Consider the following 24,529-nt stretch of genomic DNA (forward strand, 5'->3'; position numbering starts at 1 on the left):
CGTGTGCCACGGGCGGCCCTCCCGACGCGCGCGGGCCGCATCGGCGATCCTGGTCCGAGGAGGAACTCATGCTCAGCAGTTGGCGACGGTACGCCGACGGCCACCCACACCTCGTCGAGGCGGCCTTCCTGCTGCTGGTGCTCGTTGCCACGAGCCGGCAGTACGTGGAGGGAGACCTCGGCTGGTGGGCGGGCCAGCCCCTGGCACTCGTGGCCGCCGCCGGCCTGGTCCGGCGCCGCGACCACCCGCGAGCCGCGGTCCTGACGACCGCCGCCTGCGCCGCCGTGTCCGTGGCGGTGGGCTATCCGGTCCTGCCGCTCCTGCTGACGCCGGTGCTGGTGGCGCTGTACGAAGCGGCGGCCCGAACCCCCCAGCGAGCGGCCTACGTCTCCTACCTCGGAGCCGTCGCGCTGATCATTCCGGCCGCGCTGCTCTCCGGGCGCAACGGTCAGCCGTGGGCCACCGAGAGCTTCGGCCCGGCCGCCTGGATGCTGTTTCCCGTTCTGGCCGGCACGTCGGTCAGAAGCCGACGCGCGTACGTCCACGCCGTCCACACCCGGGCCGAGCACGCCGAACGCACCCGCGAGGAGGAGGCCCGCCGGCGCGTCGCCGAGGAGCGCGTCCGGATCGCCCGCGAACTGCACGACGTCGTCGCCCACCACATGGCGCTGGCCAACGCCCAGGCCAATACCGCCGCCCACCTCGCCCGCACCCACCCGGAGCAGGCCCACGAGATCCTCACGCACCTCACCGGCACCACCGCGTCGGCGCTGCGCGAACTGAAGGCCACCGTGGGTCTCCTGCGCCGCTCCGACGAGCCCGAGGACCCGCTGCAACCCCCGCCCGGACTCGGCCGACTCCCCGAACTGGTCTCCGCGTTCGGCTCCGCCGGACTCCTGGTCACCGTCACCACCGAGGGCGTGCCGCGCCCCTTGCCGGCCGGCGTGGACCTGACCGCCTACCGGATCGTGCAGGAGGCGCTCACCAACGTCACCAAACACACCGACGCCGGCTCGGCGGACGTGCAACTCGCCTACACTCACGACCGGCTGACCCTCACCGTCGCGGACGACGGAGGCGCCACCCCGCGCCCACCGGGCCCCGACGGCGGCTTCGGCCTGGTAGGCATGCGGGAACGCGCCCAGACCTCCGGGGGCCACCTGCGGGCGGGTGCCCTGCCGGAAGGCGGTTTCGCCGTCACCGCCGAACTGCCCGCCCCTCCTCCACCAAGGGAACTGCCCCCATGACCATCCGCGTGCTCCTCGCCGACGACCAGGCTCTGCTGCGGGCGACGTTCCGGATCCTCATCGACTCGAGCGAGGACCTGGAAGTCGTCGCCGAAGCCGCCGACGGCCAGGACGCCATCGCACTGACCCGCACCCACCGACCCGACATCGTCCTCATGGACATCCGCATGCCCGGCACGGACGGTCTCGCCGCCACCGCCGCCATCTGCGCCGATCCCGACCTCAGGGACTCCCGGGTCCTCGTCCTCACCACCTTCGAGACCGACGAACACGTCGCCCGGGCCCTGCGCATCGGCGCGAGCGGATTCCTCGGCAAGGACGTCACGGCCGAGGAACTCCTCGACGGCATCCGCACGGTGGCCGCCGGCGACGCCCTCCTGTCCGCCGCGGCCACCCGCAGCCTCATCACCCGGTTCCTCGATTCCCCCGACCCCGGGACGTCCCCCGTGGCGCCCGAGGACCTGGCCGCCCTCACCGCCCGCGAGCGGGAGGTGACCGCCCTGGTCGCGGACGGCAAGTCCGACAAGGAGATCGCGGCGGAGCTCTTCCTGAGCCCGCTGACCGTGCGCACCCACGTCCAGCGCGCCAAGACCAAGCTCGGCGCCCGGGACCGGGCTCAACTCGTCGCCCACGCCTACCGCTCGGGCCTCGTACGGCCGCCCCACTGACGGTCCTTGTCAGGGCCTGTGGTGTGAGAGGATCCCGGATCCATGAATGAAGTGACCGAAGCGACCCGAGCGACGGCGACCGAGGTGGTCCTCGCCGGGTACGGCCCCGTCGGGCAGGCCTTCGTCGACCGGCTGGCCCGGGACGGAGACGCGCTCGCCCGCCGTCACGGCGTACGACCGAGGGTGGCCGCCGTACGCGCGAGCGCGACCCAGTGCCTGCCGGGCGCGGACGGGTCGGTGCCGCCGCGCCCGCAGTGGGACCCCGCGAGACCGCTGGACGAGATCTTCGACCGCACCGGCGCGCGGGTGTTCGTCCAGGCCGTTCCGTCCTCGCCCGGACTGCGGGAGCGCGCCGCAGAGGAGGCCGTGACCGCACTGCGCCGGGGCATCCACGTGGTGACGGCCACCAAGAGCCATCTGCTCACCCACTGGCGGGACCTCGACGCGGCCGCCAGGGCGGGCGGCAGCATGATCAGGATCTCCGGGGCCACCGGGGCGGCGCTCCCGGCGGGCGACCTGTCGCGCACGTCCCTGCGCGGCCTGGACTGCCGGACGATCCGCGCCTGTCCCAACGGCACCGCCACCTTCGTGCTCGACCGCCTGGCCGGGGGCGACACGCTGAGCGACGCGATCCGCGCCGCCAGGCTGCGGGGCATCGCCGAGGCGGATCCCTCGGCGGACCTGTCGGGCAAGGACGCCGCCACCAAGGTCCGGCTGCTGGCCGCGCTGGCCTGGGGCTGGGACCCGGCCGAGGTGCGGGTGCGGGCGGAGCCGGTGGACGCGACCACGGCGAGGCGGGCCCTGGCGGCGGCCTCGCGGTCCCGTCGGCTACGGGCGGTCGCCGGCGCGTCGGTGGCCGAGCCCGGCGTCGTGCACGTACGGCTCGAGGAGACGGAACCAGGGGACCCGCTGCACGCGCTGACCGGGCCCGAGAAGGCCGTGGTGTTCGGCTGCCCGGACGCGGGCGACGTGACGGTGAGCGGCGGGCGGTCGAGTCCGGTGGGAGCGGCACTGGCCCTGGTGAAGGACACCGTCGAGGTCACGGCCGCGCGCACCGGGTTCCACTGACGCGGGGGCACGGCGACTCGGGCCGGGGGACGCTCACGCCACGGTGACGACGGTCTTGCCGCGAGCGTGGCCCTCCTCGACGTGCCGCACCGCCCGCGCGGTGTCGGCCAGGGCGAAGGTCCGGCCGACCACGGGTGTGAGCTGCCCGGCGTCGACGAGCGCGGTGACGGCGAGCAGGTCCTCGTGGACCGGCCCGTCCGGGGTCGCCGGGAGGATCGGGCGCAGCCTCTGCCGCGTGCCCGCGTTGGCCGCCGCCAGTTTCAGCATGGCGCCGATCGCCCCGAACACCCGGCCGGGGGAGCCGCCGCCGTTGGCCACCAGGACGCCCGCCGGGGTGAGCGCCCGGCGCAGGCGGCCCAGCGGGTGGTTGCCCACGTTGTCCAGGACGACGTCGTAGCGCTCGCGTCCGCCGGTGAAGTCCTCCCGTGCGTAGTCCAGGACGTGGGCGGCGCCCAGTGAACGCACCAGGTCGGTGTTGGCGGCGCTGCACACTCCGGTGACCTCCGCGTCCAGGACCGCCGCGATCTGCACCGCGAAGGTCCCCACTCCGCCGCCCGCCCCGTTGACCAGTACCCGCTGCCCGGACCGTACGCGACCGACGGTCCGGATCCCGCGCAGGGCGGTCACCGCTGCCATCGGCAACGCCGCGGCCTGCTCGAAGGCCATGCCCTCGGGCACGGGCACCAGCATCGGTGCGGTGGTGCACGCGTACTCGGCGAAGGCTCCCGGGCAGAACCCCAGGACCCGGTCGCCGGGGCCGAGCGCCCGCACGTCGGCGCCGACCCGCTCCACCACCCCGGCCGCGTCGATGCCGGCCACCCGGTGCTTCGGCCGGGTCAGCCCCATGCCGCCCAGCAACCGTGCCGCGTACGGGTCTCCGCGCAGCATGTGCCAGTCGTAGGGGTTCACCGCGGCGGCGTGCACGCGCACCAGTACCTGGCCGGCAGCGGCGCGAGGCTGGTCGACGTCCCGCAGCCGCAGGCTGTCCGGGGGGCCGAACCGCTCCTGGAGCACTGCCTTCATCGCCCTGCCACCATCCCCTCGGGGACCCCGGGTACCGATCGCGGGTCGCGCGGTGAGGGCACCGTAGGGGCGGGGCCCGTCCCCGTCAACAGGCCGTCCTCGGGGGTGTGTTCGTTGAGGAGCGAGTGCGTCGGAGGAGTTCGTAGAGCAGGTGGGTGGCGTTCGGCGTGGGGTTGGCGCTCCGCCGAACGAGCGTGTGCTGTGTCCGCCCGGTGAACAGCGGCGTTCCGGAGCCCAGCACGACGGGAGCCAGGTGCAGGGACAGCATCTCGACCAGCCCGGCGTCGAGCGCGGAGCCGATCAGGGCACCGCCGCCCATCAGGACGACGTCGAGGTCCCGGCCGCGGTCCGCCGAGGCCGCCTCGGCACGCTCGCGCGCCGCGGTGACGGCGTCGGGCAGACCGGTCGTGACGAACGTCCAGTCGAGGTTGGTGAGCCGGACCGACGCCGGTGGCGAGGCCGTCACGACGACGAACGGCGGCCTGCCCACCTCCGCGGCGCCGTAGCCGACGGTGTCGTCCCAGCCGCCCGGTCCGTCCACCAGGTCGAAGAGCCGGCGGCCGAGGACGACGGCGCCCGACCGGGCGGTCGTCTCGCGCACGATCCGGCGCTCCTCGGGATCGTCGGAGAACGCCCAGGTGTGCAGGGCCTCGCCCCCGGTGCCCAGACCGTTGCCCGGGCCGGGATCGGGCCCGGTGACACAGCCGTCCAGGGAGATCGAGATGTCCGCGATGATACGAGTCATACAGGGGGGACCCGATCCGCCGCCCGAATTCATCGCTGCCGCGACTTCCGGTCGATTCCGGGGCGGGTCGCCCCGATTCCCGGCCGACGGGGGCGGCGGTCGCGCAGAGTACGTCCCATGACGACACCCGCGCAGTCGCTCCGCTCCCTCGCCCGCACCCGGGCCTCCCTCGACGGCGAAGAGGTCACGTACTGGTGGTCCGGAAGTGTGTTCGCCTGGGCGCCCGACGAGCCCTACGAGCGCCTCTTCGGCTTCGAGGGCGTCAACGTCGCCCGCCTGGTCCAGGACGCCGAGGACGGTCCCGACGCCTACCGGCTGCTCACCCGGGAGGCCGCGTTCTACCTGGACCCCGTCACCGGCGACATCCTGGAGACCTGGCAGGACCTGCCGGTGGTGCACGTCTGGAACGACCCGGCGAACCAGAAGTGGCGACCCTTCCCGGTCCCGACGACCGCCCTCGGCGACCAGGTCTGCTTCAGCCTGGAGATCCCGCTCGCCTACCCCTCGCCGCTGCCGGCGGCCCAGTACCCCCGTCACTCGGCCGGTGACACGTACCGGGCCCTGGAACTCTTCCAGTTCTTCGCCCGCCGCGAGGACCTGGCCGGGCCGGACCCCAGCGTCCCGGCGACCATGTCGTGGACCCGGATGTCCCCGTGGGTCCCGTGGATGGCCCGCGGCGGGCGGCCCGGCGGCCTCACCTACCACTGCCGGGGCCGCAAGCTCGGCTCGTACACGGAGGTGCCCGAGCGCACCCGTGCCCACATCGCCGACCACCACCCGCGGTTCGCACGGGCCCCGGAGGGGTGGAGCGAGCCGAACGAGACCAGCTGGACGTACTTCCGCGCGCTCAACCCGCCCGCGTGAGGTCCAGGAGCGCGGCGCTGCGTGCGGTGCGCCTCGTGGCCGCCCGCTTTATGGTGGCCCGATGCGATTTGTTCCCAGGTGGGTCCTGCTCTCGTCGGGATGTGCACCCGTACTGCTGATCGCAGGCTGGACCGGCGCCGCGTACGCCGAAGGGGCTTCCTACGATCCCGTCACGCAGACCATCAGCGTCCTCGGGTCCTACGGAGCCGCCGGATTCTGGGTGATGACGGCGGCGTTCCTGGCCCTGGGCGTCTGCCACCTGCTGACCGCCTGGGGGCTGCGGGCCGCCGCCACCGCCGGACGCGTCGCGCTGGGCGGTGGCGGACTCGCCGCGCTGGTCCTGGTGGTGCTCCCCGCGCCGAGCAGCGGGGGCTCCCTGCGGCACGGCGCGGTGGTGGTGGTCGGGTTCACGCTCCTGGCGGTCTGGCCGGTGCTGGCCGTCGACGGAGGTCCGGCCGCTCCCTGGGCGCTGCGTCTGGCGCCCTCGATCGTCGTGACGGCCCTGATGGCCGCCGGTGGAGTGTGGTTCCTGATCGAGATGCGGCGACACGGTGACGCCGGCGTCGCCGAACGCGTCGTGACGTCCCTCCAGTCGCTGTGGCCCTTCGTGGTGGCCGCCTCCTGCCTCCGCCACGCCCGGCGTCAGGGGGTGAACCCGGCGGCATGAGAGTGCTCAACGCCGCGCCAGCGCCAGCACGCTCAGTCCGAACATCAGGACTCCCAGGGGCAGATGGACCGACGGAACGTGCGCGATGCCGAGCACGACCTGGACCGAGGCGAGGACGAGGAAGCCGCAGGCGTGCCACACGGGCCGCAGCGGGCCGCCGCCCGGCTTCCACGCCAGCACCGCCGCGAGCACGTACAGCATCGACGCCCCGTACATCACCCGGGCACCGACGCTGTGCAGCGTCTCCCCGTAGGACGCGGTCAGCAGCAGTCCGGCGGAGACCGCCTGGAGGAAGATGGTCAGTGTCTGCAGGGCGATCGCGATCTGCAGGAACGAGAGTCGGCGCTGCGCCGTCGCCTGGGTTGCCATGCCGCGGTCCCCATTTCCGCCCCGGGGGGCAGTAGATCGGTAAGGTCTCACCAGCACGACGACGCGGGCCGGTGAAAGGTAAGGCGAGGGGGCGGTCGGGCATGGGGACGGCTGGGACGAGTACCGACGCGACGGTCGCTGAACGGCGTCAACTGATCAATGTCGCCTACCGGTTGCTCGGTTCGCTGGCCGAGGCCGAGGACGCCGTGCAGGAGGCCTACGCACGCTGGTACGCGCTGCCCCGGAACCGGCAGGACGAGATCGTGTCCCCGGGTGCCTGGCTGACGACCGTGACCGGCCGCGTCTGCCTGGACGCGCTCGGCTCGGCGCGGGCCCGGCGCGAACGGTATGTCGGCGCGTGGCTGCCGGATCCGCTCCCCGCCCATGCCGAGCGCGGCCGCGGCCACGGCGCCGACCCCGCCGACCCCGCCGACCAGATGGTCCTGGACGAGTCGGTGACCATGGCCTTCCTCGTCGTCCTGGAGTCGATGACCCCGGCCGAGCGGGTCGCCTTCGTCCTCCACGACGTCTTCCGCTACCCCTTCGCCGACATCGCCGGCATCCTTCGCCGGACCCCCGCGGCCTGCAAGCAGCTCGCGGCCTCGGCCCGGCGCCGGGTGCGCGGCGCGCGGGCTCCGCAGGCCCCGGCCGCGGTGCGGGCCGACGTGGTGCGGCAGGTCAAGGAGGCGTGGCAGTCCAAGGACATCGCGGCCCTCGTCGACCTCCTCGACCCGGCCGCGGTCATGACCGCCGACGGCGGCGGCATGGTCGGTACCGCCCTGCGCCCGATCGAGGGCGGTGCCCGCATCGCCCAGTACATGGCCGCCATCGCCGACAAGGCCCCGGGACTCGAACTCCTGGAGCGCTCGGTCAACGGGGTACCGGGCCTGGTGGCCCGCCGCGACGGCGCCGTCATGACCGTTGCGGCCTTCGACGTCGCCGACGGCCGCGTCACCCGCATCTGGGCGGTCCGCAACCCCGAGAAGCTGGGGCCGTGGGTAGGCTGAACGGATCGCGGCCGGTGTGTCGCAGGAGATCTGACAGATGTGGAGATCCGCATGACCACGGCGCACGACCTGACGATCGTCTCTCTCGAGGTTCCCTCCGACTATCCGGTCGAGCGCGGCGACCTGTCGCTGGCCCTGGCCGGAGCGGAACTGATCGACCTGATGGAGGCGGGAACGGTCGCGCTGGACGGTGTCCTGCTGCGGCCGGTGTCGCCGGCCGGATCCGGTGACCGGCTCCTCGACGCGGCGGCGTCCCTGCTCGGCGCGGACCCGGCCGAGTCCGTGACGGACTGGCTGTGGCGCCGGGGCGACGGCCTGGCGGCGCAGTACCTCGCGGCCGCGGGAGCGGACGAGGGCGGCCGGAGGCGTCCGCGACGGATCGCACGTGGCGGTACCGACCGTCCGGCCCAGGCCGATCCGTCGGCCCGTCGGCGCGCCACCGACCGCTGGTCCGGTGCGGACCCCGTGCTGACGGGTCTCGCGGCCGCGGTGGGTGTGCGGCACGAGTCGGCCGACCAGGTGGCGGATCCCGAGGACGACGGGGTCGCCACGGTGCTCGCCGCGGTGAACGACGCCGTGGTGGAACTGGCCGCGATCCGGCAGCGCCGCAGCATCGAGGAAGCGGCGTTCGACAACATCTGGCGCGGGATGTGACGGCTTCGACCGCTGGAGATCCGGCGGTCAGATGCGCCAGGAGCGGAGCACGTCGGCGATGTCGTAGATGCTCAGCCGGGTCTCGCGGACCTTTCTGATCAGGTCGGACAGGGCCCCGTAGGGCGGGTCGATTCCCTCCCCGGACTGGTCCATGTACTGACCGGTGACGAAGGCCGCGAAGAGGCTGTTGCGGTGGGGGAGCGGTTCCAGCCGCACCACCGTGTGCAGGAGCGCGGCGGCGCGCCAGGCGCTGTCGGGGTTGGACGCGGCCAGGGTCGGCATCCGGGTCTTGTGCCGGGCCACCGCCGCGACCAGGGCCGAGTAGTCCGTGACCGACACGTCCTCGTTGTCCAGAGCGGCGTCCTGAACGTCAAGGAGCCAGGGGACGTCGATGTACAGGGGCTCGCTCATCAGGCGGCAGTGACTCCCTCGCCGCGCTGGGACGGGGGGATCTCGTCGGGGAAGGCCTCGTCGAACTCGGCGCGCAGCCGGTCCGCCCACGAGACGGCCCCGGCGACGAACCGCTTGCGCTGCATCTCGCGGACACCGAGGTCGTGCATGTACTGCTTGAGGCTCTTGCCCTCGGCTGCGGCGGCAGCGCGGACGCCTTCCATCTCTTCCTCGGTGAAGGTCACGTTCAGTGATGGCATACCGGCATGGTACCTACTCGGTACCTGATGCGCGACTCGCCGGACGGGAGAGGGTGCCCCGGCATGTCGCGGCCCGCCCCGCCGCGAGGTCGGCGAGGATTTCGCCGATCGCGGTTCCAGGGGCACGGCCCGGTGGCAGGAGGCAGTGGTGACGATCGAGCGGGTCGGACTCGTGGTCCACGGCGGCCGCGAGGGCGCCGCCGAAGCGGCACGGGAAGTCCGGGAGTGGTGCGACGAGAACGCCGTCGCCTGCACGGACATCGACGTGTGGAGCGATACGGGGCGGCACAGCGCGCGGGAGGAGGTGGACGCGGCCGGCGACCCGGACCTCGTCGTGACCCTGGGCGGTGACGGCACCTTCCTGCGCGGCGCACGGCTGGCGGCGGAGAACGACGCCCTGATCCTGGGCGTGGACCTGGGGCGGGTCGGGTTCCTGACCGAGGTGCCCGCACCGGCGGTACGCTCCGCCCTCGACGCCGTCCGGGACGGCGGGCTGGAGCCGGAGAGCCGCATGCTGCTCACTCTGCGTGCCTCCCGGCTCCTGGAGATCCCCTCGGAGATGAAAGCGCTCCTGCGGTACGGGCGCGGACCCCTGCTGCCGCCCCCGCGGGTGCGGACCGACTGCGAGAGCGGCGACGAGTGGGGCATCGCCCTGAACGTCACGGCCCTCAACGACGTCGTGCTCGAGAAACTGTCGAGGGACCGGCAGATCTCCGTCGGCGTCTACATCGCGGGCCGGCTGCTCGCCTCGTACTCCGCCGACGCGCTGCTCGTCGCGACCCCTACGGGATCCACCGCCTACAGCTTCGCCGCGGGCGGCCCGGTCGTGTCGCCCCGCGCCGAGGCGCTCGTCTTCACCGCGGTGGCCCCGCACATGACGTTCGACCGCTCCGTGGTCACCGCACCGGACGAGCCCGTCGGACTGCGGATCCTCGAACGGTCGGGCCGGGCCGCCGTGAGCATCGACGGGCAGTTGCGAGGTGTACTCGATCCCGGTGACTGGCTCGGCGTCTACGCCGCTCCCCGCCGGTTGCGGGCGGTGCGGCTGGGGCCCATGGACTTCTACGGCCGCCTGCGCGACCGTATGCGGCTCACCGACGCCCCGGCCGCGGTCGCCGACGGCACGCCCGCCCCGCTGTGGCCGGTGAGCACGCCACCACCGGGAGACCTCGCCCATCTGGCGCTGCCGGTGCCGGGCACCGAGGGGGCCCTCCGGTGATCTTCTCCGCGAACAGTCGCAAACATCTGCCAACGACGTACAACCCCTGAAGGGGTGCAAAGGTCTCAACTGGTGGCTTCAGCAACACCAAGGGGAGGCCAGTCGATTCACGGATCGAGGTGCCATGAAGCGTTCCATGCAAGCCGTAGGGGCGACGTTGACCGCAGTCGGGGCCATCGGGGCGGGGCTGTTGGTGACGGCCCCCGCCGCAGGCGCGGCGACCGCGGGCGCGACCGCGTCGTACAACGGGGTCTGCGGCTCCGGCTACAAGGTGGTGAACTCCATGCCGATCGGCTCCACCGGCACGGTGTACCTCACCTACAACTCGGGCACGGGCAAGAACTGCACCGTGACCATCCGCAACAAGACGGGCACGCCGACGTACATGGTGGCCTACGTGCGCAACATCGAAAGTGGTGCGGAGCAGTACGACGAGGGTGACTACCGGTCGTACGCCGGGCCGGTGTACGTCTCCGCGCGCGGCGCCTGCGTCGAGTGGGGCGGCGTCATCGACAACCTGCAGGCCTGGAACTACGGCTCCAACTGCGGCGCGCTCGCGGCCAAGGCCCCGCAGAAGGACTGGTTCGCCGGCGAACGCTGACGCGGCGCGGACCGGCCGGGGGCTCCACCGTACGGTGGAGCCCCTTTCGCCCGATGGGGAGGGACGTCGGCTTCGGGCGGCATCGTCCCCGAACCCGCCGCGCGACGAGGGCGAGGCCCCGGTGCGTGGCAGGCGGGCGATCCTTCCCCGACCCTGCCTCAGGCCGGCTTGCGCCACACGGAGATGTGCTTCGCGGAGTCCCCGGTGAACGCGGACCCGTCCCAGTCCGCGACGCGTCGCTCCAGCTCGAGTCCGGCGATCCGGGCCATCAGGTCGAGCTCCGCCGGCCAGGCGTACCGGTGCCGGGAGTTGTCCCGGCGGTAGGAGCCGTCTTCGGGGTCGCGCGTGAAGTGGTTGGAGACGAGGATCTGCTCGACCAGGTCGAAGGTGTCGAAGCCGAGATGCCGCTCGGAGACGTCGAACGGCACCGCGACCTGCCCGGGCGGCAGGAACCGCAGCGGTGGCACGCCCAGCTCGATGACGAAGCGGCCGCCGGGGCTCAGATGACGGGCCGCGTTGCGGAAGCACTCGACCTGTTCGTCCTGCGTGAGCAGGTTGGTGATGGTGTTGTACACGAGATAGACCAGGGTGAACTCGCCGGGCACCACGGTCGTGGCCATGTCCCCGAGGGTCACCGGCAGCGTCTCCTCGGCGGCCTTGCGGCGAAGGACCGCCGCCATGTGCTCGGAAAGCTCGATGCCCGCCACCGGCACGCCGCGTTCGCGCAGCGGAACGCCCACGCGTCCGGTCCCGATGGCGAACTCCAGCGCCCGGCCGTTCCCGGCGAGCCCGGCGAGGAAGTCGAGGGTCGGTCCGAGAACGGCGGCGGAGCCCATCCCGGTCTCCGCCTCCTCGGCGTCGTAGCGGTCGGCGGTCTCACGGGTCCACAGTTCGCTGCTCGTCACGGGCGGCCATGCTGCCCGGCGCGAGGCGCACTGTCGACGCATTTACGGCTCCTCGCGCAGCCGCAGCAGATACGTGGCGGTGAGCGCGACGGCGCGGTCCTCGTCCCGGGACAGCTCCGCCAGGGCACTGGATGCCCGCGGGCCGGGAATGCCCGCGAGCGCCTGCGTCAGCCGGCCGCGCGCGGCCGCGTCGGTGGCGCCGTCGGCGAGACGGCCGACGAGCCCGGCGGCGATCCGGTCCGCCGTCGCGGTGTCGCTCGCCAGCACGCTCAGGGCGTCGGCCGCGTCGGTGTCGTTCCGTCCCGCCACGATCATGTCGACGAGCGTCGGCACCGCCTCGCCCACCCCGCGCGACCCGAGCGCCAGTGCCGCGTACCCGCGGACCACGGCGTCCGGGCCGGTGAGGGCGTGTCGCAGACGCGCGGTGGCCTCGGCGCCGGACAGCTCGGCCAGGGCTCGCACGGCACGCGCCCGCACCTCGGCCACCGGTGAGTCCAGACCCCGGGCCAGCAGAGCCGCGGCGTCGCCGCCCGATCGCGCCAGCGCCCAGCGAAGGGCTCCGGCGACATTGGTGTCCGTCTCGCTCAGCGCCGCCTCGACCAGGGCCTCCACCGGCACCGAGGCGTCCTGGACCGAGGAGAGGGCCGCGCGCTGGCGTGCGTCCGCGCTCTTCGAGCCCAGCGCCTGGAGGAGCGCGACGGCCTGGAGGACGTCCTCCCAGCCGGCCGGGCCCGCCGCGTCGATCCGGCCCAACCGGGTGAGCAACTCCGTCTCCGCCGCGATCCGTTCACGCGTGCGGTGGATGAGGTCGGCCACGAGTGCCGCGGGGGCGAACCCGGGTTCGTCGAGCGCGCGGCCGATCTCGCGCAGCGACAGGCCCAGCGACCGCAGGCTCTCGATGTGGAAGATCCGCCGGATGTCCGCACGGGAGTACTCCCGGTAGCCGGATCCCGTACGGCCCGAGGGCCGCACCAGGCCGAGCGACTCGTAGTGCCTGAGCATGCGGGCACTGACCCCGGACCGTCGCGCCACCTCACCGATCAACACGCTCTATCGTCCCTCGCGCCCGGACCCGCCGAGGGCCACGACGCGCTTCGCCTCCTCGATCGCCGCCTCGAACCCGGAGTCCGGGTCGCGCAGCAGCCGCAGCGTGGCCAGGGCATGCGCACGCACGTGCGGGGCAGGGGCCGTCGTCGCGGTCTCCACAACCGCCCCGGCCGCAGCGCCCAACGCGACGAGCGCCCGGCTGAGACTCCGCTGAGTCTCCCGGTCGCCGCGCCCCAACTGCGTGGCCAGCGCCTCCGCCAGAGCTTGCTCCTCGCCCTCGGGGACGAGGACGACCGCGGCCCGCCAGGCGCTGCGCGCCACTTCGTCGTCGGCGTCGGACAGCACCGCCCCGCTGACCGCCGGCCACGCCTGCCGGTCGCCGATCTTGGACAGCGTGTGCAGCGCCTGGCTGCGCGCCTGCGGGAGCTCGGAGCCCACTTCACGGACCAGCGGGGGGAGCGTCACGGCCACCGGATGGCGGGTGAGCGCCCAGGTCAGCATGTCGCGGACGAAGAACTCCGGCTCGACCGCGGACCGCTCGACGAGCCCGTCCACGAAGCGCGGGTTGGGCGCCGTACCGACCGCGAGGGCCGCCCGCAGCCGCACGGACGCACGCGGGTCGGCCAGGCTCTCGAAGGCTCGCAGGGCATCCGTGTCCTGTCTCGTCATGGTCATCGGGACCACCTCCTTGGCAGCCAGTGAAGACCTTGTCACGGTGTCAAGGTCAAAGAAGTGGTGGTCGGGGTGTCCTCGCGCGGGAGAGGATGGACGCCATGACGGGAGAGAGTTCCTCCATCGACAGCACCAGGCCGAGCATCGCCCGGGTCTACGACTACCTGCTCGGCGGCAAGGACAACTACGCGGCGGACCGCGAGATCGGCGACGTGTTCAAACGAGCCCTCCCGGGTTCGGTGGCGATCGCCTTCGCCAATCGCGCGGCGCTGACGCGGGCGGTGGGGGAGATCGTGACGAGGACCGGGGTGCGTCAGTTCATCGACCTCGGCAGCGGCCTGCCCACCGCCGACAACGTGCACCAGGTCGCGCAACGGCGGGCACCGGACACCCGGGTGGTGTACGTCGACACCGACCCTCAAGTCCTCGTCCACGGGCGGGCGCTGCTGGAGGAGAACGACCGGACCCGGTTCGTACCCGTCGATGTGCGCGACCCCGAGGGGATCCGCAGCCACCCGGACACCCGGGAGCTGATCGACTTCGACCGTCCCGTCGCCGTCATGTTCAGCGCCATCCTCCACCACGTCAACGACGACGAGGACCCCGCCGCGATCGTCCGCTACTGGCGCGGCCAAGTGCCCTCCGGGAGCCTCTTCTTCGTCAGCCACTTCCGCTCCGGGAACAACCCGGAGACGGCGGAGGCCGAGAAGGTCCTCCAGGGGACGTTCGGCCGTGGCCGGTGGCGGACGGACGCGGAGATCGAGGCCCTGCTGGACGGACTGGAGATCCTGGAGCCGGGAATAGTACCGGCGTCCCTGTGGCGTCCCGAGGCGAGCGCCGGTACGCACAACGACGGCGGTGAACGGGACTTGACCGTCTGGGAGCGCCTCATCGCCGCCGGGATGGCCCGCAAGCCGTAGGGCCGGACCGCCCGGTTCCCACGCATCACGTGCTCAAGGGCCGAGCGCGTCGGCCAGTTCGTCCAGTGCCTCGAAGCGTCCGTCGAACTCGTCGGAGCCCGTCGGCGGATCCCCGCCGGGGCGTTGGACGTACGCGGTCCGCATGCCCACCGCCCGGGCGCCGCGGAGGTCCCAGGCATGGGCGGCCACCATGAGCACCCGGTCCGCCGGGCACCCAGCGGTGTCGACGGCGAACCGGTAGACCTCCGGCGCCGGCTTGTAGGCGCGGACGGTCTCGCCCGACAGGGCCCCGTGCCAGCGCAGCCCGGCGTGCGCGGCGATCCGCGGCACAGCGGTGTGACTGGCGTTGGAGAGCCCCAGCACCACGAGGCGCCGCGCCAGCCGGTCCAGTCCGGCGGCGGAGTCGCTCCAGGCCAGCAGACGCCGGCCCGCCCCGGCCAGCCGGTCGACGACCGCCGGATCGCCGACTCCCGCACGGTCGGCCACCAGCCGAGCGGCCTCCGCGTCGATGATCCCGCTGTCTGCGTAGGGCCGCCGCCCCCGGACGATGCGCCACTGCTCCCGCTCCACGTGCCCCTGCCACAGGGCGAGCAGCTCCTCGACGGACGCGTCGTCGGCCGCGGGTACCGCCTCCCGGATCCCCGCGCGAAGCCCGCCGGGCTCGTCGACCAGTGTGCCGAGGACGTCGAAGACGACGACCTCGGTGCCGCGGATCCCACCAGCCATACCCGCCCTCACCCTCCCTCGCGCTCTGCCGCGCCCTCTCGCCTCCGAGTCACCACTTCAACAGGTGACGACGGGATCCACCTTGCCGACCATGCCGTCACCGGTCAAGATGGTGACGTGGACTTCGCCTTCGTGAGTGGCAACCCGGCTCTCGACCTGACGGGCACCGTGCTGTCCCGCCGGGACGAACCGGTCGACCTGCTGGCAGTGCCCGCGGATCTCGAGCGGTGGGTGGCCGCCTGCGACGAACTTCCCGACCGCGTCACCGCCACCCCCTCGTCCTTCGACGCGGCACTGAACCTGCGGGAAGCCGTCTACCGTCTCGCGCTCGACCGCGTCCTGGGCCGCCGTTTCGACACCCCCAGCCTCAGGGTCGTCAACGACGCGGCCGCCGGACCGCTGCCCACCGTCAGACTCGACGACGCGGGGTCGCGCATGTCCGGGGACCTTTCCGCCGTACTGTCCCACCTGGCCCGGAGCGGGATCGCCGTGCTCGCCGACCCCGGCGCCCGCCTCAAGGAGTGCGGCCGCCTCGACTGCACCCGCGTCTATCTCGACCGTTCGCGCGGCGCCCGACGCGCCTGGTGCGGGATGGAGGAGTGCGGCAACCGCGTCAAGGCCGCGGCCTACCGGGCCCGCAGACGGACCTCGGCCACACCGGCCGGACGGCCGGAACGGTGAGGACGCGCGCATGAGCGGACCGGGGACGCGCGCGTGTGCGGGCCCAGGACGCGCGTGAGCGGGCCGGAGTCGAGCACCTGGTACTTCGGGCACCACCGGCCGTACCTCGGGGCGGCGGCCTACCGGATGCTCGGCACGGCCGCGGGGGCCTCGTCCATCACGGGCCGTGGTGAGCGGGGCGGGGAGCTCCGGGACAGCTGCGAACGATTCACGGCACCCTTTGCGCAATGGCGCGAATCGGCTGTTATCCGGCCCGCGGGAGCGACTACGGTGGCTTGGACCCGGGGCTGATCGGCGCGATCGCCGGAGAGCCGGGCGAGGCGGGGGAGTGGACGAGGACGTGGGACAGTACCGCAGGCCGCCCCGGGGCGGCGGGCGGGTGACCGGCCGGCCGGGGCCCGCGGTGCTGCCGTCGTCACTGCGCCTGTGGTTCGGGCTGATCGCCTGCCTCGCCGCGCTGGTGGTCCTCGCCCTCGGCGTCGCGTACGCCGACGAGAGCGAGCCGCGCCAGTCGGACGCGCGGGTCTTCGCGGCCGTGGACGGGGTGGGGCCGCCGTGGCGGCACGTCGCCGTGGTCACGGACTTCCTGGGGGAGCCCGTGGGGGCGGTGCTGCTGGTCACGGCCGTCGTGACCAGCTGCCTGCTGCTCCGGCACCCGCGCGCGGCGGTGTTCGTCGTGACCGGCGCCGGGCTGACCGTGGGGACGACGACGCTGCTCAAACCCGTGGTGGGGCGCACCATCCACGGCGACAACCTGTCCTACCCGAGCGGGCACACCGCCTTTCTCACCGCCATCGCCCTCATGGTGTCGCTGCTCGCGGCCGGCCGCCTCCGTCTCGGCAGGGCGGCCGGCACGGCCTTCGTGTTCGCGGCGGGGCTGGTGGCCGGCGCGACCATGGGCTGGGCGCAGGTCGCCCTGGGCTCCCACTACGCGACCGACACCCTCGGCGGCTGGTGCACCGCGCTGGCGGTGCTCCCGGTGACCGCGTGGCTGGCCGACCGGACGGCCGACCGGCTCACCGGCCGGTGGGCCGGCCCCCCGGCCCACCCGCCGGACGAGTGGACGGCCGAGCGGAGGGCCGACGCCGCCCGGCAGCGGCAGCGCTGACGGAACGTCGGGTCGCGTCGCCCCTCCACCGTCCGCCGGCCTCACGCCAGGCGGCGGAACACCGGCTTCACCGGCCGGCCGGCCATCCAGGGCGTGGGATCGGCGGCGTCCAGCGCCTTGCGGTACACCGCACACGCCTCGGCCACCACGTCCACGGTGTGCTCGAGGTCGGCGTCGCCGAGCGCGCTGCTCACCACGAAGGACGGGGCCAGCACCCCGCCCGCGAGGAGTTGGCGCAGGAACAGGGTGCGGTACCGCTGCGACGGCAGCCCGTCCTCGTCGAGGGTGGCGAAGACCAGGTTGCTGGCCCGGCCCCGGACGACCACGTGGTCCCCGACGCCCATGCTGGCCGCGGCCTCCCGGACACCCGCGGCGAGCCGGTCACCGAGGGCGTGCAGCCGCGCGGTCACGCCCTCCTCGACGTAGGTGCTCTGTACGGCCATCGCGGCGGCCAGCGCGTGCGTCTCCGCCCCGTGGGTGGTGGACAGCAGGAAGACCCGGTCGCCCGAGTGCCGCAGTCCGCCGAGCTCCATCAGCTCCCGGCGTCCGGCCAGCGCGGCGACGGCGAACCCGTTGCCCAGCGCCTTTCCGAACGTGGAGAGGTCGGGGACGACGCCGTACAGGCCCTGGGCGCCCGCCTCCGACCACCGGAACCCGGTGATCATCTCGTCGAAGACCAGGACGCACCCGTGCCGGTCGGCCAGCTCGCGCAGACCGGCGAGGTAGCCGGGCGGCGGCTCGGTGTGGGTGGCGGGCTCCAGGATCAGGCAGGCCACCTCGCCCTCGTGCCGGGCGAGCAGTTCCTCGGTGGCGGCCAGGTCGCCGTAGGGGAACGCCACGGTCAGCTCGTTGGTCGCCGCCGGAATCCCGGCGGACATCGGCGTGGTGCCGATGAACCAGTCGTCGACCGAGAAGAACGGATGGTCGGCGCAGACGGCCACCCGGGGCCGTCCGGTGGCGGCGCGGGCCAGGCGGACCGCCGCCGTGGTGGCGTCGGAACCGTTCTTCGCGAACTTCACCATCTGCGCGGTCGGCACCGTGGCCAGGAAGCGTTCCGCGGCCTCGACCTCCACGATGGACGGCCGGACGAAGTTGCTGCCCCGGTCGAGCTCCCGTCGTACGGCCTCCGTCACGCGGGGGTGGGCGTGGCCGAGGCTGACCGACCGCAGGCCGGAGCCGTACTCGACGTAGCGGTTGCCGTCGACGTCCCACACGTGGGCACCACGGCCGTGGCTGATCACCGGAGCCAGGTTCTCCGGGTACTGGTCGTCGCCCTTGGCGTAGGTGTGCGCGCCGCCGGGGATCATGGCGTGCAACCGCTCGTTGGCCTGCCGCGACCGGGGCAGGCGGAGTTCTTCGGCGTTCACTTCGGACTCATCCCTCCCTGCGCTTGAGGACCTCGGCGAGACTCGGCGCCTCCCGGTCCCGGGCGGACACCGAGGTGACCGGCAGTGGCCAGTCGATGGCGAGGTCCGGGTCGTCGAAGGCGATCGTCACGTCCTCGGCCGGGTCGTGCGGGCGGTCGATCCGGTACGAGACGTCGGAGGTCTCCGTCAGCGACTGGAAGCCGTGCGCGCACCCCGCCGGGATGTACAGGGTCGTCTGCGTCTCGCCGGACAGCTCGAAGAACGCCCGGCCCAGGTAGGTCGGCGAGTCCGTCCGCAGGTCCACGACGACGTCGAAGATCCTCCCGTTCGAGCACCGCACCAGCTTGGCCTCACCGGCGCCGGAGCGCAGGTGCAGGCCGCGCAGCACGCCCCGGACCGAGCGCGACACGCTGTCCTGGACGAAGGCGGCCGGGTCCAGACCCACCGAGCGCACGACGTCGGCGTCGAAGGTCCGGCAGAAGAAGCCGCGTGCGTCCGCGTGCGGCGTCGGTCGGAACAGGTATGCGCCGGAGATCTCCGGCACTTCGGTCGCCTTCATGGTGCCTCCCGCAGGGCGTGGGCGTGGTCGGTCGCAGGGAACAGGGCGGTGGTCAGCGCGGCGAACTGGCCCTCGACGCGCCGGGCGACGACCAGGTTCCGCTCGACGAGGGTCCGCCGTACGGGGCCCGACCGCCCTTCCAGCTCGCGGAACTGTTCGAGCAGCCGGTCGGCATCGGCCTCGCGGGCCGGATGGCAGTAGGCACCCATCCCCATCTCGGCCATCAACGCGTCGCTCTTGCCCGAGTAGCTGAGAGCGAGGGTCGGTGTGCCGACCTTCAGCGCGCAGACCAGGTTGTGGTACCGGGTCGCCACCACGGTGTCGGCACAGGCCGTCTCCTTCATCAGATCGGCCAGCGAGGCCGCCTCGGCGACGGTGACCAGCGGCGAGCCCACCGCGTCGACGATCGCGGCGGCCACCGGCCGGTCGAGTTCGTCGCCGGTGAGCAGCCGGACCGGCCTGCCCTCCTCGACCAGCGCACGGACGAACCGCGTCGTCCCGTCGAGGTAGCGCCGGTGGATCTCCTCGGCCACGTCCCGCTCGTCGTTGCTGCCGTGGAAGTCCATCACGCCGACGCAGACCGGGCCCCGCGTCTCCGCGGGCTCGGCCGCGGTCGGCCCCGGCAGGGCGAACACCAGGTCCGCGTAGACCTCGTCCCGCGCGGTGTCGACGCCCATCGTCCGCATCGCCTCGCGCGACTGGGTGTCCCGGTACGACCGGTAGGCGGCCAGCCGCGTCGACCAGCGCGTCAGGACCCGGGTCGACCGGTTGCCGATCGGGCCGGCGCCGACACTGACCAGCGCGACGCGGGCACCGGTCAACCGGCCCGTCAGGCAGAGCAGGAACAGCGAGTACGGGAAGCCCCAGGGCCTGAGCGGCAGCGTGGTCTCCAGCACTCCCGTCCCCGGCACGATCACCGCGTCGTGCCTGCGCACCCAGGCCGCGGTGCGCCAGACGTCGACGAGCTTGCCCAGGGCCTTGGCCGCGATCGCGCCGGCACGTGACGCGGTCCGGTACTCCCCGCGGTACCAGTTCAGCCGCGTCGCGGGAACCCCGTACCGGGTCGCGACGACCTCGGGTCCGCCGCACATCGCGTCCACGACCGCATCGGGATGCGCGGCCCTGAGGTGGTCGAGCACCGCCTCGAGCGACCCGTCGTTGCCGCTGTTCCCGGCGCCGAACAGACCGAACACGCCGATGCGTAAAGGCTTTTCGCGCATGGAGGTCATGCCTGCCCTCCCTCGCGGCCGGCGACCAGGTCGTCGACGGAGACGGTGAGCCGGTCCGGGTCCACGGGAGCACGGTCCTCGACCCGCTCGCCGGCGCCCGGCCGGACGCGGCTGGTCAGCCACGCCGCCAGATGGCGGTGGCAGGAACGCCGGTCGGCCGAGGACAACGGCGCCCGCCCGATCGCCGAGGCGAAACCCCAGACGTACTCCGCGAGCAGCCGGGGAGTCGGGTGCAGCGGGCCCGCCCGGCGCGGGTCGAGATTGACGCACCGGGAGCGTTTGGAGGGGTTCGCCCGCTCGGCGCGGGTGGGGTGGTCGCGACGGAAGTACAGCAGCTCCGGCACCTGGTGGAAAGGGCCGTGCAGGGTGATCTCGGCGACGAAGGTGCGGTCCGCGTGGTGGTAGCTGTCGTGCGGCTTCACCCGGCGCAGCATCGCGGACCGCATCACCCCGTAGAAGTCGTCGCCCCCGGGCTCGAAGAGCAGGCTGCGGAAGCGCTCCGGAGCGCGCGGGGAGTCGGTGGCGAGCCCGTACTCGTAGGGGACCTTCACCTTGCCGTCGCCGTCGATGACGGCCTGGCCGGCGTGCGCGAGGACCACCTCCGGCCGCTCGTCCAGCGCCGCCACGCAGCTGCGCAGCAGGTCCCGGGCGTAGAGGTCGTCGTGCGAGGCCCACTTGAACAGCTCGCCGCGGCACTCGGTGAACACGTAGTTGTGGTTCGGCGCGGCGCCGATGTTGCGGGGCAGCCGGATGTACCGGATGCGCGAGTCCTGCGCGGCGTACCGGCGGCAGATGTCCTGGGTGCCGTCGGTCGACGCGTTGTCGGAGATCACCAGTTCGAAGTCCTCGTAGGTCTGCCCCAGGAGGGCGTCCAGCGACTCGGCCAGGTACTCCTCGCCGTTGTAGACGGGAAGGCCGATGCTCAGCCGGGGGTGGGGGGTCATGTGGTCCTCACTTCGGGAATGGGATGGTGGTCGCGCTCGCGCAGGGCGGCCCGCAGTTGCAGCCACCACACGACCGAACCGCAGACGGACGCGGCGGCGGCGCCCCAGGCCGAACCGACCGTGCCGCCCGCGACCGCACCGCCGAGCCCGCCCGCGACGTAGCAGGCGGAGGCGAACAACTGGCAGCGCAGACTGCGCCGGGCCGCCGCCAGGGCGCGCAGCCCGGCCGCCGCGCCGGTGCCGAGCCCGGCGCCCGCGACGCTGAGGGTGACCGGCACGATGAGCTCCGAGGCGCCGCTCCAGACGTCGCCGAGGACCAGCTCGCCGAGTCGGTCCGGCACCAGCAGCAGTGCCGCGCCCCACAGCAGCGCGGCGACGGTCTGCCCGGCGCCCAGCAGGAAGCAGAACTTCCCGAGCCGCTCAGGTGCCTGCCGCAGCACCCGCGCCGCCTCGGCCACGGTGACCAGTGACAGGCCCATCAGCACCGCGAGGAACGGGCCGAGCAGGAGTTCCGCGCCACGGACGACTCCCACCGCACCGACCCCGACGATCGCGCCGAGCCCGTACGCCCGTATCTGGCCCGCACCGCTGACGCCGACGTTCTCCACCAGGTACCGGTAGCCGAGGTCGCGGTGGTCGCGATGCCACTCGCGCGCCCCGGTCGGCCTCGGCCTGATGCCGGACTGGAACCAGCCGTACGCCCCGGCCACCGCGGCTGATCCGCCCCAGGCGAGGAGGAAGGCGGACACGCTGCCCACGTGGGCCGCCACCACCATGGCCGGCACGAGCGCGACGGCCCACACGACGTCGTTGACGAACGCCTTGCGGCCGACGCCGGCGGCGAAGAACGAGTACCGCCAGGCGTCCTGGAGCAGCAGCCCCGGCAGCACGACGCCGAGCGCGGCGAACGCGGCTCCCACCTGGCCGCCGATGGCCAGCCCGGCGACCAGGGACACCGTGCCGATCCCGGCGCCGACCAGCAGCGCGGCACCCGACGCCCGGGCCACCGCGCCGCGCCAGGACGACTCCGGCACGGCGCTGAAGCGCACCACCAGCGGGTCGGTGGCCAGCCCGCGGGAGACGTTGAGGACCACGCCGTAGGTCACCCAGGCCAGGCTGAACACGCCGAACGCGGTCAGCCCCAGCGAGCGCGCCACGTAGATGCCCACCACGAAGTTGGACAGGCTGGAGGCCGCCTGGTCGGCCAGCCCCCAGGACAGCCTGCCGACGACGCCCCGCCGGGCGGGTTCCGCCGGTGTCGTCGTCTTCTCCCCTTCGACGGTCATCGGCGTCATGCCTTGACGAGTCCGGCGCCGTGCAGGGCGTCGGCCGCTTCGGCGACGGTCTCGAACGCCAGCCCGGACTTCTCGGCGACGTCGAGCAGGCTGTGCCCGCCGTCGGAGAGGTTGAGCACCCACAGCATGGCCATCTGGGCCTGCTTGGCGTCACTGCGGCCGCCGAGCGAGTCGTACAGCCCGCGCCTTCCCAACTGCGGCTCCCCGTAAGGACTGAGGTTGACGTACCGCCGGTTGCGGTCCAGGACGGAAATTGCCTCCCGGCAGACGGCGAGCGTGTCCGCCATCGCCGCCGGGGAGACGAAGTCCAGGTTGTCCGCGGACGTGTGGTACTCCGGATAGCCCGCGTACGGGGTCCGGGTGAGCGAGCCCACGCCGAGGTCGAAGCCGGGCGAGCAGTACTGCCGCTCGTCGTAGCCGTAGGGCGTGAACTCGCTGACCCGGTGCGGTCGCCCGGAGGCGGTCAGCACATGCCGCAGCACCCGGTCGATCTCCGCGTCGCCACGCCGGCTCTGCTTGTACGTCACCTGCCCGGGGTCGCCCGCGCAGGCCAGCACCAGGCCGTGCTTGACCCGCTCCACCCGCTCCCGGTTGCGGGCCAGCCAGGTGATCGCCCCGATGGTGCCGGGCGCGAAGACGAACCGGTAGGTGTAGTACGGGTTCCGCTCCGCCAGCTCCCGGGCCAGGAACGTCGCCACCGCGATGCCGGCCAGGTTGTCGTTGGCCAGCGACGGGTGGCACGTGTGGCAGGAGACGAGCACCTCGTCGGGCACCTGTCCGCGGACCACGTGCTCGGCGTAGGTGAGGTGGCCGTCCGCCAGGGTGGAGTCGATGCGGACCTCGTACTCGCCCTCCGGCATGGCGTCCAGGGTCTCCTGAGCCAGGCAGAAACCCCACTCCGGCCGGTAGTAGCTGGTGCGGTACGGCACCAGGGAGGGCTGGTCCGGCAGGGTGTGCAGGTGCGGACGCAGCTCGGCCAGCGGCATCGTCGCCGACACCGGCACGCTGTAGCCGAGCACATGGAGGCTGGACGCGGCGAAGTCGACGACCCGGCGGCCGGTGGCGTCGGCGACGTACGCGTCCCGGATGTTCCACTCCTGCGGCACCGTCCAGTCCAGCACCTGTGTCCCGGTCGGCACCTCGTGCATGTGCAGGGGGAGGTACTCGTCGACGATGTCCAGGGTCGCGCGCACACCGTCGCCCGTGATGCTCCGGCACAGCGGGTACAACCGCTCCACCAGGGCGTACATCTCCCCTCCGGCCTGGGTCATCGGCGCCACCGCAGGGTGTCGTCGACGGCGCCGGTCTGAGCGGCCGCGCGCAGCACGGCCAGGCGGGTGAAGCGCTGCTCGAAGTCCTCCCGGGTCAGCCCGTGCTTCCGGTAGGCCTCGGCGAGTTCGAGCGCGCCCTGCTTCACCGTCCACTCGCAGTCGAAGCCCAAGATCGCCGCGCGGAAGCGGGAGAAGTCCACCCGGTAGGAGCGCGGATCCGCGCCGGTCTCCCCGGTGACGACCACCTTCGAGCCGGACACCGCCGCGGCCACCTCCTCGGCGATCTCGGCGACTGTGACGTTGTTGACCTCGCTGCCGATGTTGAACGCCCGGTCGTGCACCGCCTCCCGCGGCGCCACCAGCGCGGCCGCGAAGGCCCGGGCGATGTCGGCGGCGTGCACCAGGGGGCGCCACGGGGTGCCGTCGGAGAGCACCAGCACCTCGCCGGACAGCAGCGCGTGGCCCACCAGGTTGTTCAGCACGATGTCCGCACGCAGCCGGGGCGAGAAGCCGAAGGCGGTGGCGTTGCGCATGTACACCGGGCTGAAGTCGCCGTCGGACAGCGCGTGCAGGTCGTCCTCCACCCGGACCTTGGACTCCGCGTACGGCGTCACCGGACGCAGCGGCGCGTCCTCGCCCACCAGCTCGCCGCCGCCCGCGGCGCCGTAGACCGAGCAGGTGGACGCGTACAGGAAGCGCTGCACCCCGGCGTCGCGAGCCAGCCGGGCCAGCCGCACCGACGCGTGGTGGTTGATGTCGTAGGTCAGCTCCGGCGCCAGCGAGCCCAGCGGGTCGTTGGAGAGCGCGGCCAGGTGGATCACCGCGTCCACCCCCGCCACGTGCTCGGCCGTGAGGTCGCGCAGGTCGACCCGCTGCCCCGGCGGGTCGTCGGGCGCCGGGCCCAGGACGCAGTCGGCGAACAGGCCGGAGTCGAGGCCGACGACCTCGTGTCCGGCGGCCGTGAGGACCGGGGCCATCACGGTGCCCAGGTAGCCCTGGTGTCCGGTGAGCAGTACGCGCAAG

28 protein-coding genes are annotated in these 24,529 nt (G+C 73.2%); 12 read left to right on the forward strand and 16 right to left on the reverse strand.

Going from position 1 to position 24,529, the window contains the following annotated elements:
• The first annotated feature begins 68 nt into the window (after positions 1 to 68).
• The 3 genes from ACFYZ3_RS12210 to ACFYZ3_RS12220 are packed head-to-tail and all read left to right on the forward strand — an operon-like array spanning position 69 to position 2,983.
• Complete coding sequence (locus ACFYZ3_RS12210; RefSeq protein ID WP_388515810.1) at positions 69 to 1,247, forward strand: sensor histidine kinase; 1,179 nt, start codon at positions 69 to 71, stop codon at positions 1,245 to 1,247.
• Positions 1,244 to 1,915: a response regulator gene (locus ACFYZ3_RS12215; RefSeq protein WP_388515812.1), complete on the forward strand. Its 672-nt coding sequence runs from the start codon at positions 1,244 to 1,246 to the stop codon at positions 1,913 to 1,915. Before ACFYZ3_RS12210 ends, ACFYZ3_RS12215 begins: the two co-directional genes overlap by 4 nt.
• A gap of 42 nt (positions 1,916 to 1,957) precedes the next feature.
• Positions 1,958 to 2,983 (forward strand): homoserine dehydrogenase, encoded by a 1,026-nt coding sequence (locus ACFYZ3_RS12220; protein ID WP_388515813.1) that lies wholly within the window; start codon positions 1,958 to 1,960, stop codon positions 2,981 to 2,983.
• Positions 2,984 to 3,016: 33 nt separating this feature from the next.
• Here ACFYZ3_RS12220 and ACFYZ3_RS12225 read toward each other — a convergent pair whose 3' ends face one another.
• Together ACFYZ3_RS12225 and ACFYZ3_RS12230 are read right to left on the reverse strand one after the other, a co-directional pair.
• On the reverse strand, positions 3,017 to 4,006 hold the full coding sequence (locus tag ACFYZ3_RS12225) for an NAD(P)-dependent alcohol dehydrogenase (protein ID WP_388515815.1): 990 nt from the start codon (positions 4,004 to 4,006) through the stop codon (positions 3,017 to 3,019).
• Between the two features lie 85 nt (positions 4,007 to 4,091).
• Positions 4,092 to 4,751, reverse strand: coding sequence for a dihydrofolate reductase family protein (locus ACFYZ3_RS12230; protein WP_388515816.1), 660 nt, complete (start codon positions 4,749 to 4,751; stop codon positions 4,092 to 4,094).
• A gap of 117 nt (positions 4,752 to 4,868) precedes the next feature.
• Here ACFYZ3_RS12230 and ACFYZ3_RS12235 point away from each other — a divergent pair, with 117 nt between their 5' ends.
• Entirely contained in the window at positions 4,869 to 5,615 is a 747-nt protein-coding gene (locus tag ACFYZ3_RS12235) for a DUF1838 domain-containing protein (RefSeq protein WP_388515818.1), read from the forward strand.
• Between the two features lie 61 nt (positions 5,616 to 5,676).
• Positions 5,677 to 6,282, forward strand: a complete 606-nt coding sequence (locus ACFYZ3_RS12240; RefSeq protein ID WP_388515819.1) for a DUF998 domain-containing protein — start codon at positions 5,677 to 5,679, stop codon at positions 6,280 to 6,282.
• 6 nt (positions 6,283 to 6,288) lie between these two features.
• Here ACFYZ3_RS12240 and ACFYZ3_RS12245 read toward each other — a convergent pair whose 3' ends face one another.
• Positions 6,289 to 6,651 (reverse strand): hypothetical protein, encoded by a 363-nt coding sequence (locus ACFYZ3_RS12245; RefSeq protein WP_361001724.1) that lies wholly within the window; start codon positions 6,649 to 6,651, stop codon positions 6,289 to 6,291.
• A gap of 101 nt (positions 6,652 to 6,752) precedes the next feature.
• On the opposite strand from ACFYZ3_RS12245, the gene sigJ reads away from it, so the two are divergent.
• Together sigJ and ACFYZ3_RS12255 are read left to right on the forward strand one after the other, a co-directional pair.
• Positions 6,753 to 7,658, forward strand: coding sequence for an RNA polymerase sigma factor SigJ (gene sigJ / locus ACFYZ3_RS12250; protein WP_388515821.1), 906 nt, complete (start codon positions 6,753 to 6,755; stop codon positions 7,656 to 7,658).
• A gap of 51 nt (positions 7,659 to 7,709) precedes the next feature.
• The gene (locus ACFYZ3_RS12255) at positions 7,710 to 8,312 is read left to right on the forward strand and encodes a GPP34 family phosphoprotein (protein ID WP_388515823.1); all 603 of its coding nucleotides are present in this window, start codon (positions 7,710 to 7,712) and stop codon (positions 8,310 to 8,312) included.
• 27 nt (positions 8,313 to 8,339) lie between these two features.
• On the opposite strand, the gene ACFYZ3_RS12260 is transcribed toward ACFYZ3_RS12255, so the two are convergent.
• Positions 8,340 to 8,723 (reverse strand): hypothetical protein, encoded by a 384-nt coding sequence (locus tag ACFYZ3_RS12260; protein WP_003978453.1) that lies wholly within the window; start codon positions 8,721 to 8,723, stop codon positions 8,340 to 8,342.
• Complete coding sequence (locus ACFYZ3_RS12265) at positions 8,723 to 8,962, reverse strand: hypothetical protein (protein WP_003978454.1); 240 nt, start codon at positions 8,960 to 8,962, stop codon at positions 8,723 to 8,725. The genes ACFYZ3_RS12260 and ACFYZ3_RS12265 overlap by 1 nt, the downstream gene beginning before the upstream one ends.
• 148 nt (positions 8,963 to 9,110) lie before the next feature.
• Between ACFYZ3_RS12265 and ACFYZ3_RS12270 the strand changes: the two genes are divergently transcribed.
• Positions 9,111 to 10,181: an NAD(+)/NADH kinase gene (locus ACFYZ3_RS12270; protein ID WP_388515825.1), complete on the forward strand. Its 1,071-nt coding sequence runs from the start codon at positions 9,111 to 9,113 to the stop codon at positions 10,179 to 10,181.
• A gap of 136 nt (positions 10,182 to 10,317) precedes the next feature.
• Positions 10,318 to 10,782: a spore-associated protein A gene (locus ACFYZ3_RS12275; protein WP_388515827.1), complete on the forward strand. Its 465-nt coding sequence runs from the start codon at positions 10,318 to 10,320 to the stop codon at positions 10,780 to 10,782.
• 158 nt (positions 10,783 to 10,940) lie between these two features.
• On the opposite strand, the gene ACFYZ3_RS12280 is transcribed toward ACFYZ3_RS12275, so the two are convergent.
• From ACFYZ3_RS12280 to ACFYZ3_RS12290, 3 genes are read right to left on the reverse strand one after another with little or no spacing between them, the layout of a single operon-like run.
• Positions 10,941 to 11,687, reverse strand: coding sequence for a class I SAM-dependent DNA methyltransferase (locus ACFYZ3_RS12280; protein ID WP_388515828.1), 747 nt, complete (start codon positions 11,685 to 11,687; stop codon positions 10,941 to 10,943).
• Between the two features lie 42 nt (positions 11,688 to 11,729).
• Complete coding sequence (locus ACFYZ3_RS12285; protein ID WP_388515830.1) at positions 11,730 to 12,734, reverse strand: MerR family transcriptional regulator; 1,005 nt, start codon at positions 12,732 to 12,734, stop codon at positions 11,730 to 11,732.
• 3 nt (positions 12,735 to 12,737) lie between these two features.
• Positions 12,738 to 13,409, reverse strand: a complete 672-nt coding sequence (locus ACFYZ3_RS12290; protein WP_388515832.1) for a HEAT repeat domain-containing protein — start codon at positions 13,407 to 13,409, stop codon at positions 12,738 to 12,740.
• A 98-nt stretch (positions 13,410 to 13,507) separates the two neighbouring features.
• Between ACFYZ3_RS12290 and ACFYZ3_RS12295 the strand changes: the two genes are divergently transcribed.
• Positions 13,508 to 14,326, forward strand: coding sequence for an SAM-dependent methyltransferase (locus ACFYZ3_RS12295; protein WP_388515834.1), 819 nt, complete (start codon positions 13,508 to 13,510; stop codon positions 14,324 to 14,326).
• 33 nt (positions 14,327 to 14,359) lie between these two features.
• On the opposite strand, the gene ACFYZ3_RS12300 is transcribed toward ACFYZ3_RS12295, so the two are convergent.
• Positions 14,360 to 15,052, reverse strand: a complete 693-nt coding sequence (locus ACFYZ3_RS12300; RefSeq protein WP_388515836.1) for a haloacid dehalogenase type II — start codon at positions 15,050 to 15,052, stop codon at positions 14,360 to 14,362.
• 117 nt (positions 15,053 to 15,169) lie between these two features.
• Here ACFYZ3_RS12300 and ACFYZ3_RS12305 point away from each other — a divergent pair, with 117 nt between their 5' ends.
• Positions 15,170 to 15,733 (forward strand): CGNR zinc finger domain-containing protein, encoded by a 564-nt coding sequence (locus tag ACFYZ3_RS12305; protein WP_388515837.1) that lies wholly within the window; start codon positions 15,170 to 15,172, stop codon positions 15,731 to 15,733.
• Between the two features lie 379 nt (positions 15,734 to 16,112).
• The gene (locus ACFYZ3_RS12310; RefSeq protein ID WP_388515990.1) at positions 16,113 to 16,841 is read left to right on the forward strand and encodes a phosphatase PAP2 family protein; all 729 of its coding nucleotides are present in this window, start codon (positions 16,113 to 16,115) and stop codon (positions 16,839 to 16,841) included.
• Positions 16,842 to 16,882: 41 nt separating this feature from the next.
• Here ACFYZ3_RS12310 and ACFYZ3_RS12315 read toward each other — a convergent pair whose 3' ends face one another.
• Genes ACFYZ3_RS12315 through ACFYZ3_RS12345 form a run of 7 tightly spaced genes read right to left on the reverse strand, consistent with a single transcriptional unit; the run spans position 16,883 to position 24,528 of the window.
• Positions 16,883 to 18,208, reverse strand: a complete 1,326-nt coding sequence (locus tag ACFYZ3_RS12315; protein WP_388515839.1) for a glutamate-1-semialdehyde 2,1-aminomutase — start codon at positions 18,206 to 18,208, stop codon at positions 16,883 to 16,885.
• Positions 18,209 to 18,215: 7 nt separating this feature from the next.
• Positions 18,216 to 18,767: a dTDP-4-dehydrorhamnose 3,5-epimerase family protein gene (locus ACFYZ3_RS12320; protein ID WP_388515840.1), complete on the reverse strand. Its 552-nt coding sequence runs from the start codon at positions 18,765 to 18,767 to the stop codon at positions 18,216 to 18,218.
• Positions 18,764 to 19,996: a polysaccharide pyruvyl transferase family protein gene (locus ACFYZ3_RS12325; RefSeq protein WP_388515842.1), complete on the reverse strand. Its 1,233-nt coding sequence runs from the start codon at positions 19,994 to 19,996 to the stop codon at positions 18,764 to 18,766. The genes ACFYZ3_RS12320 and ACFYZ3_RS12325 overlap by 4 nt, the downstream gene beginning before the upstream one ends.
• Complete coding sequence (locus ACFYZ3_RS12330; RefSeq protein ID WP_388515844.1) at positions 19,993 to 20,940, reverse strand: glycosyltransferase family 2 protein; 948 nt, start codon at positions 20,938 to 20,940, stop codon at positions 19,993 to 19,995. Before ACFYZ3_RS12330 ends, ACFYZ3_RS12325 begins: the two co-directional genes overlap by 4 nt.
• Positions 20,937 to 22,226, reverse strand: a complete 1,290-nt coding sequence (locus tag ACFYZ3_RS12335; RefSeq protein WP_388515846.1) for a hypothetical protein — start codon at positions 22,224 to 22,226, stop codon at positions 20,937 to 20,939. Before ACFYZ3_RS12335 ends, ACFYZ3_RS12330 begins: the two co-directional genes overlap by 4 nt.
• A 5-nt stretch (positions 22,227 to 22,231) precedes the next feature.
• Positions 22,232 to 23,506 (reverse strand): DUF4910 domain-containing protein, encoded by a 1,275-nt coding sequence (locus ACFYZ3_RS12340; RefSeq protein WP_388515848.1) that lies wholly within the window; start codon positions 23,504 to 23,506, stop codon positions 22,232 to 22,234.
• Positions 23,503 to 24,528 (reverse strand): NAD-dependent epimerase/dehydratase family protein, encoded by a 1,026-nt coding sequence (locus ACFYZ3_RS12345; RefSeq protein WP_388515850.1) that lies wholly within the window; start codon positions 24,526 to 24,528, stop codon positions 23,503 to 23,505. Before ACFYZ3_RS12345 ends, ACFYZ3_RS12340 begins: the two co-directional genes overlap by 4 nt.
• Position 24,529: the final 1 nt, after the last annotated feature.

This window comes from Streptomyces sp. NPDC001599 (genome assembly GCF_042893535.1).
GTDB lineage: Bacteria > Actinomycetota > Actinomycetes > Streptomycetales > Streptomycetaceae > Streptomyces.

What these genes read in the sequence shown, in the direction of transcription:
- ACFYZ3_RS12330 (WP_388515844.1), bottom strand. Translation starts at nt 20,940, where the DNA reads ATGACCCCCCACCCCCGGCTGAGCATCGGCCTTCCCGTCTACAACGGC.
- ACFYZ3_RS12215 (WP_388515812.1), top strand. Translation starts at nt 1,244, where the DNA reads ATGACCATCCGCGTGCTCCTCGCCGACGACCAGGCTCTGCTGCGGGCG.
- ACFYZ3_RS12240 (WP_388515819.1), top strand. Translation starts at nt 5,677, where the DNA reads ATGCGATTTGTTCCCAGGTGGGTCCTGCTCTCGTCGGGATGTGCACCC.
- ACFYZ3_RS12210 (WP_388515810.1), top strand. Translation starts at nt 69, where the DNA reads ATGCTCAGCAGTTGGCGACGGTACGCCGACGGCCACCCACACCTCGTC.
- ACFYZ3_RS12225 (WP_388515815.1), bottom strand. Translation starts at nt 4,006, where the DNA reads ATGAAGGCAGTGCTCCAGGAGCGGTTCGGCCCCCCGGACAGCCTGCGG.
- ACFYZ3_RS12265 (WP_003978454.1), bottom strand. Translation starts at nt 8,962, where the DNA reads ATGCCATCACTGAACGTGACCTTCACCGAGGAAGAGATGGAAGGCGTC.
- ACFYZ3_RS12230 (WP_388515816.1), bottom strand. Translation starts at nt 4,751, where the DNA reads ATGACTCGTATCATCGCGGACATCTCGATCTCCCTGGACGGCTGTGTC.
- ACFYZ3_RS12290 (WP_388515832.1), bottom strand. Translation starts at nt 13,409, where the DNA reads ATGACCATGACGAGACAGGACACGGATGCCCTGCGAGCCTTCGAGAGC.
- ACFYZ3_RS12325 (WP_388515842.1), bottom strand. Translation starts at nt 19,996, where the DNA reads ATGACCTCCATGCGCGAAAAGCCTTTACGCATCGGCGTGTTCGGTCTG.
- ACFYZ3_RS12235 (WP_388515818.1), top strand. Translation starts at nt 4,869, where the DNA reads ATGACGACACCCGCGCAGTCGCTCCGCTCCCTCGCCCGCACCCGGGCC.
- sigJ (WP_388515821.1), top strand. Translation starts at nt 6,753, where the DNA reads ATGGGGACGGCTGGGACGAGTACCGACGCGACGGTCGCTGAACGGCGT.
- ACFYZ3_RS12275 (WP_388515827.1), top strand. Translation starts at nt 10,318, where the DNA reads ATGCAAGCCGTAGGGGCGACGTTGACCGCAGTCGGGGCCATCGGGGCG.
- ACFYZ3_RS12300 (WP_388515836.1), bottom strand. Translation starts at nt 15,052, where the DNA reads ATGGCTGGTGGGATCCGCGGCACCGAGGTCGTCGTCTTCGACGTCCTC.
- ACFYZ3_RS12220 (WP_388515813.1), top strand. Translation starts at nt 1,958, where the DNA reads ATGAATGAAGTGACCGAAGCGACCCGAGCGACGGCGACCGAGGTGGTC.
- ACFYZ3_RS12255 (WP_388515823.1), top strand. Translation starts at nt 7,710, where the DNA reads ATGACCACGGCGCACGACCTGACGATCGTCTCTCTCGAGGTTCCCTCC.
- ACFYZ3_RS12320 (WP_388515840.1), bottom strand. Translation starts at nt 18,767, where the DNA reads ATGAAGGCGACCGAAGTGCCGGAGATCTCCGGCGCATACCTGTTCCGA.
- ACFYZ3_RS12335 (WP_388515846.1), bottom strand. Translation starts at nt 22,226, where the DNA reads ATGACCGTCGAAGGGGAGAAGACGACGACACCGGCGGAACCCGCCCGG.
- ACFYZ3_RS12260 (WP_003978453.1), bottom strand. Translation starts at nt 8,723, where the DNA reads ATGAGCGAGCCCCTGTACATCGACGTCCCCTGGCTCCTTGACGTTCAG.
- ACFYZ3_RS12245 (WP_361001724.1), bottom strand. Translation starts at nt 6,651, where the DNA reads ATGGCAACCCAGGCGACGGCGCAGCGCCGACTCTCGTTCCTGCAGATC.
- ACFYZ3_RS12340 (WP_388515848.1), bottom strand. Translation starts at nt 23,506, where the DNA reads ATGACCCAGGCCGGAGGGGAGATGTACGCCCTGGTGGAGCGGTTGTAC.
- ACFYZ3_RS12295 (WP_388515834.1), top strand. Translation starts at nt 13,508, where the DNA reads ATGACGGGAGAGAGTTCCTCCATCGACAGCACCAGGCCGAGCATCGCC.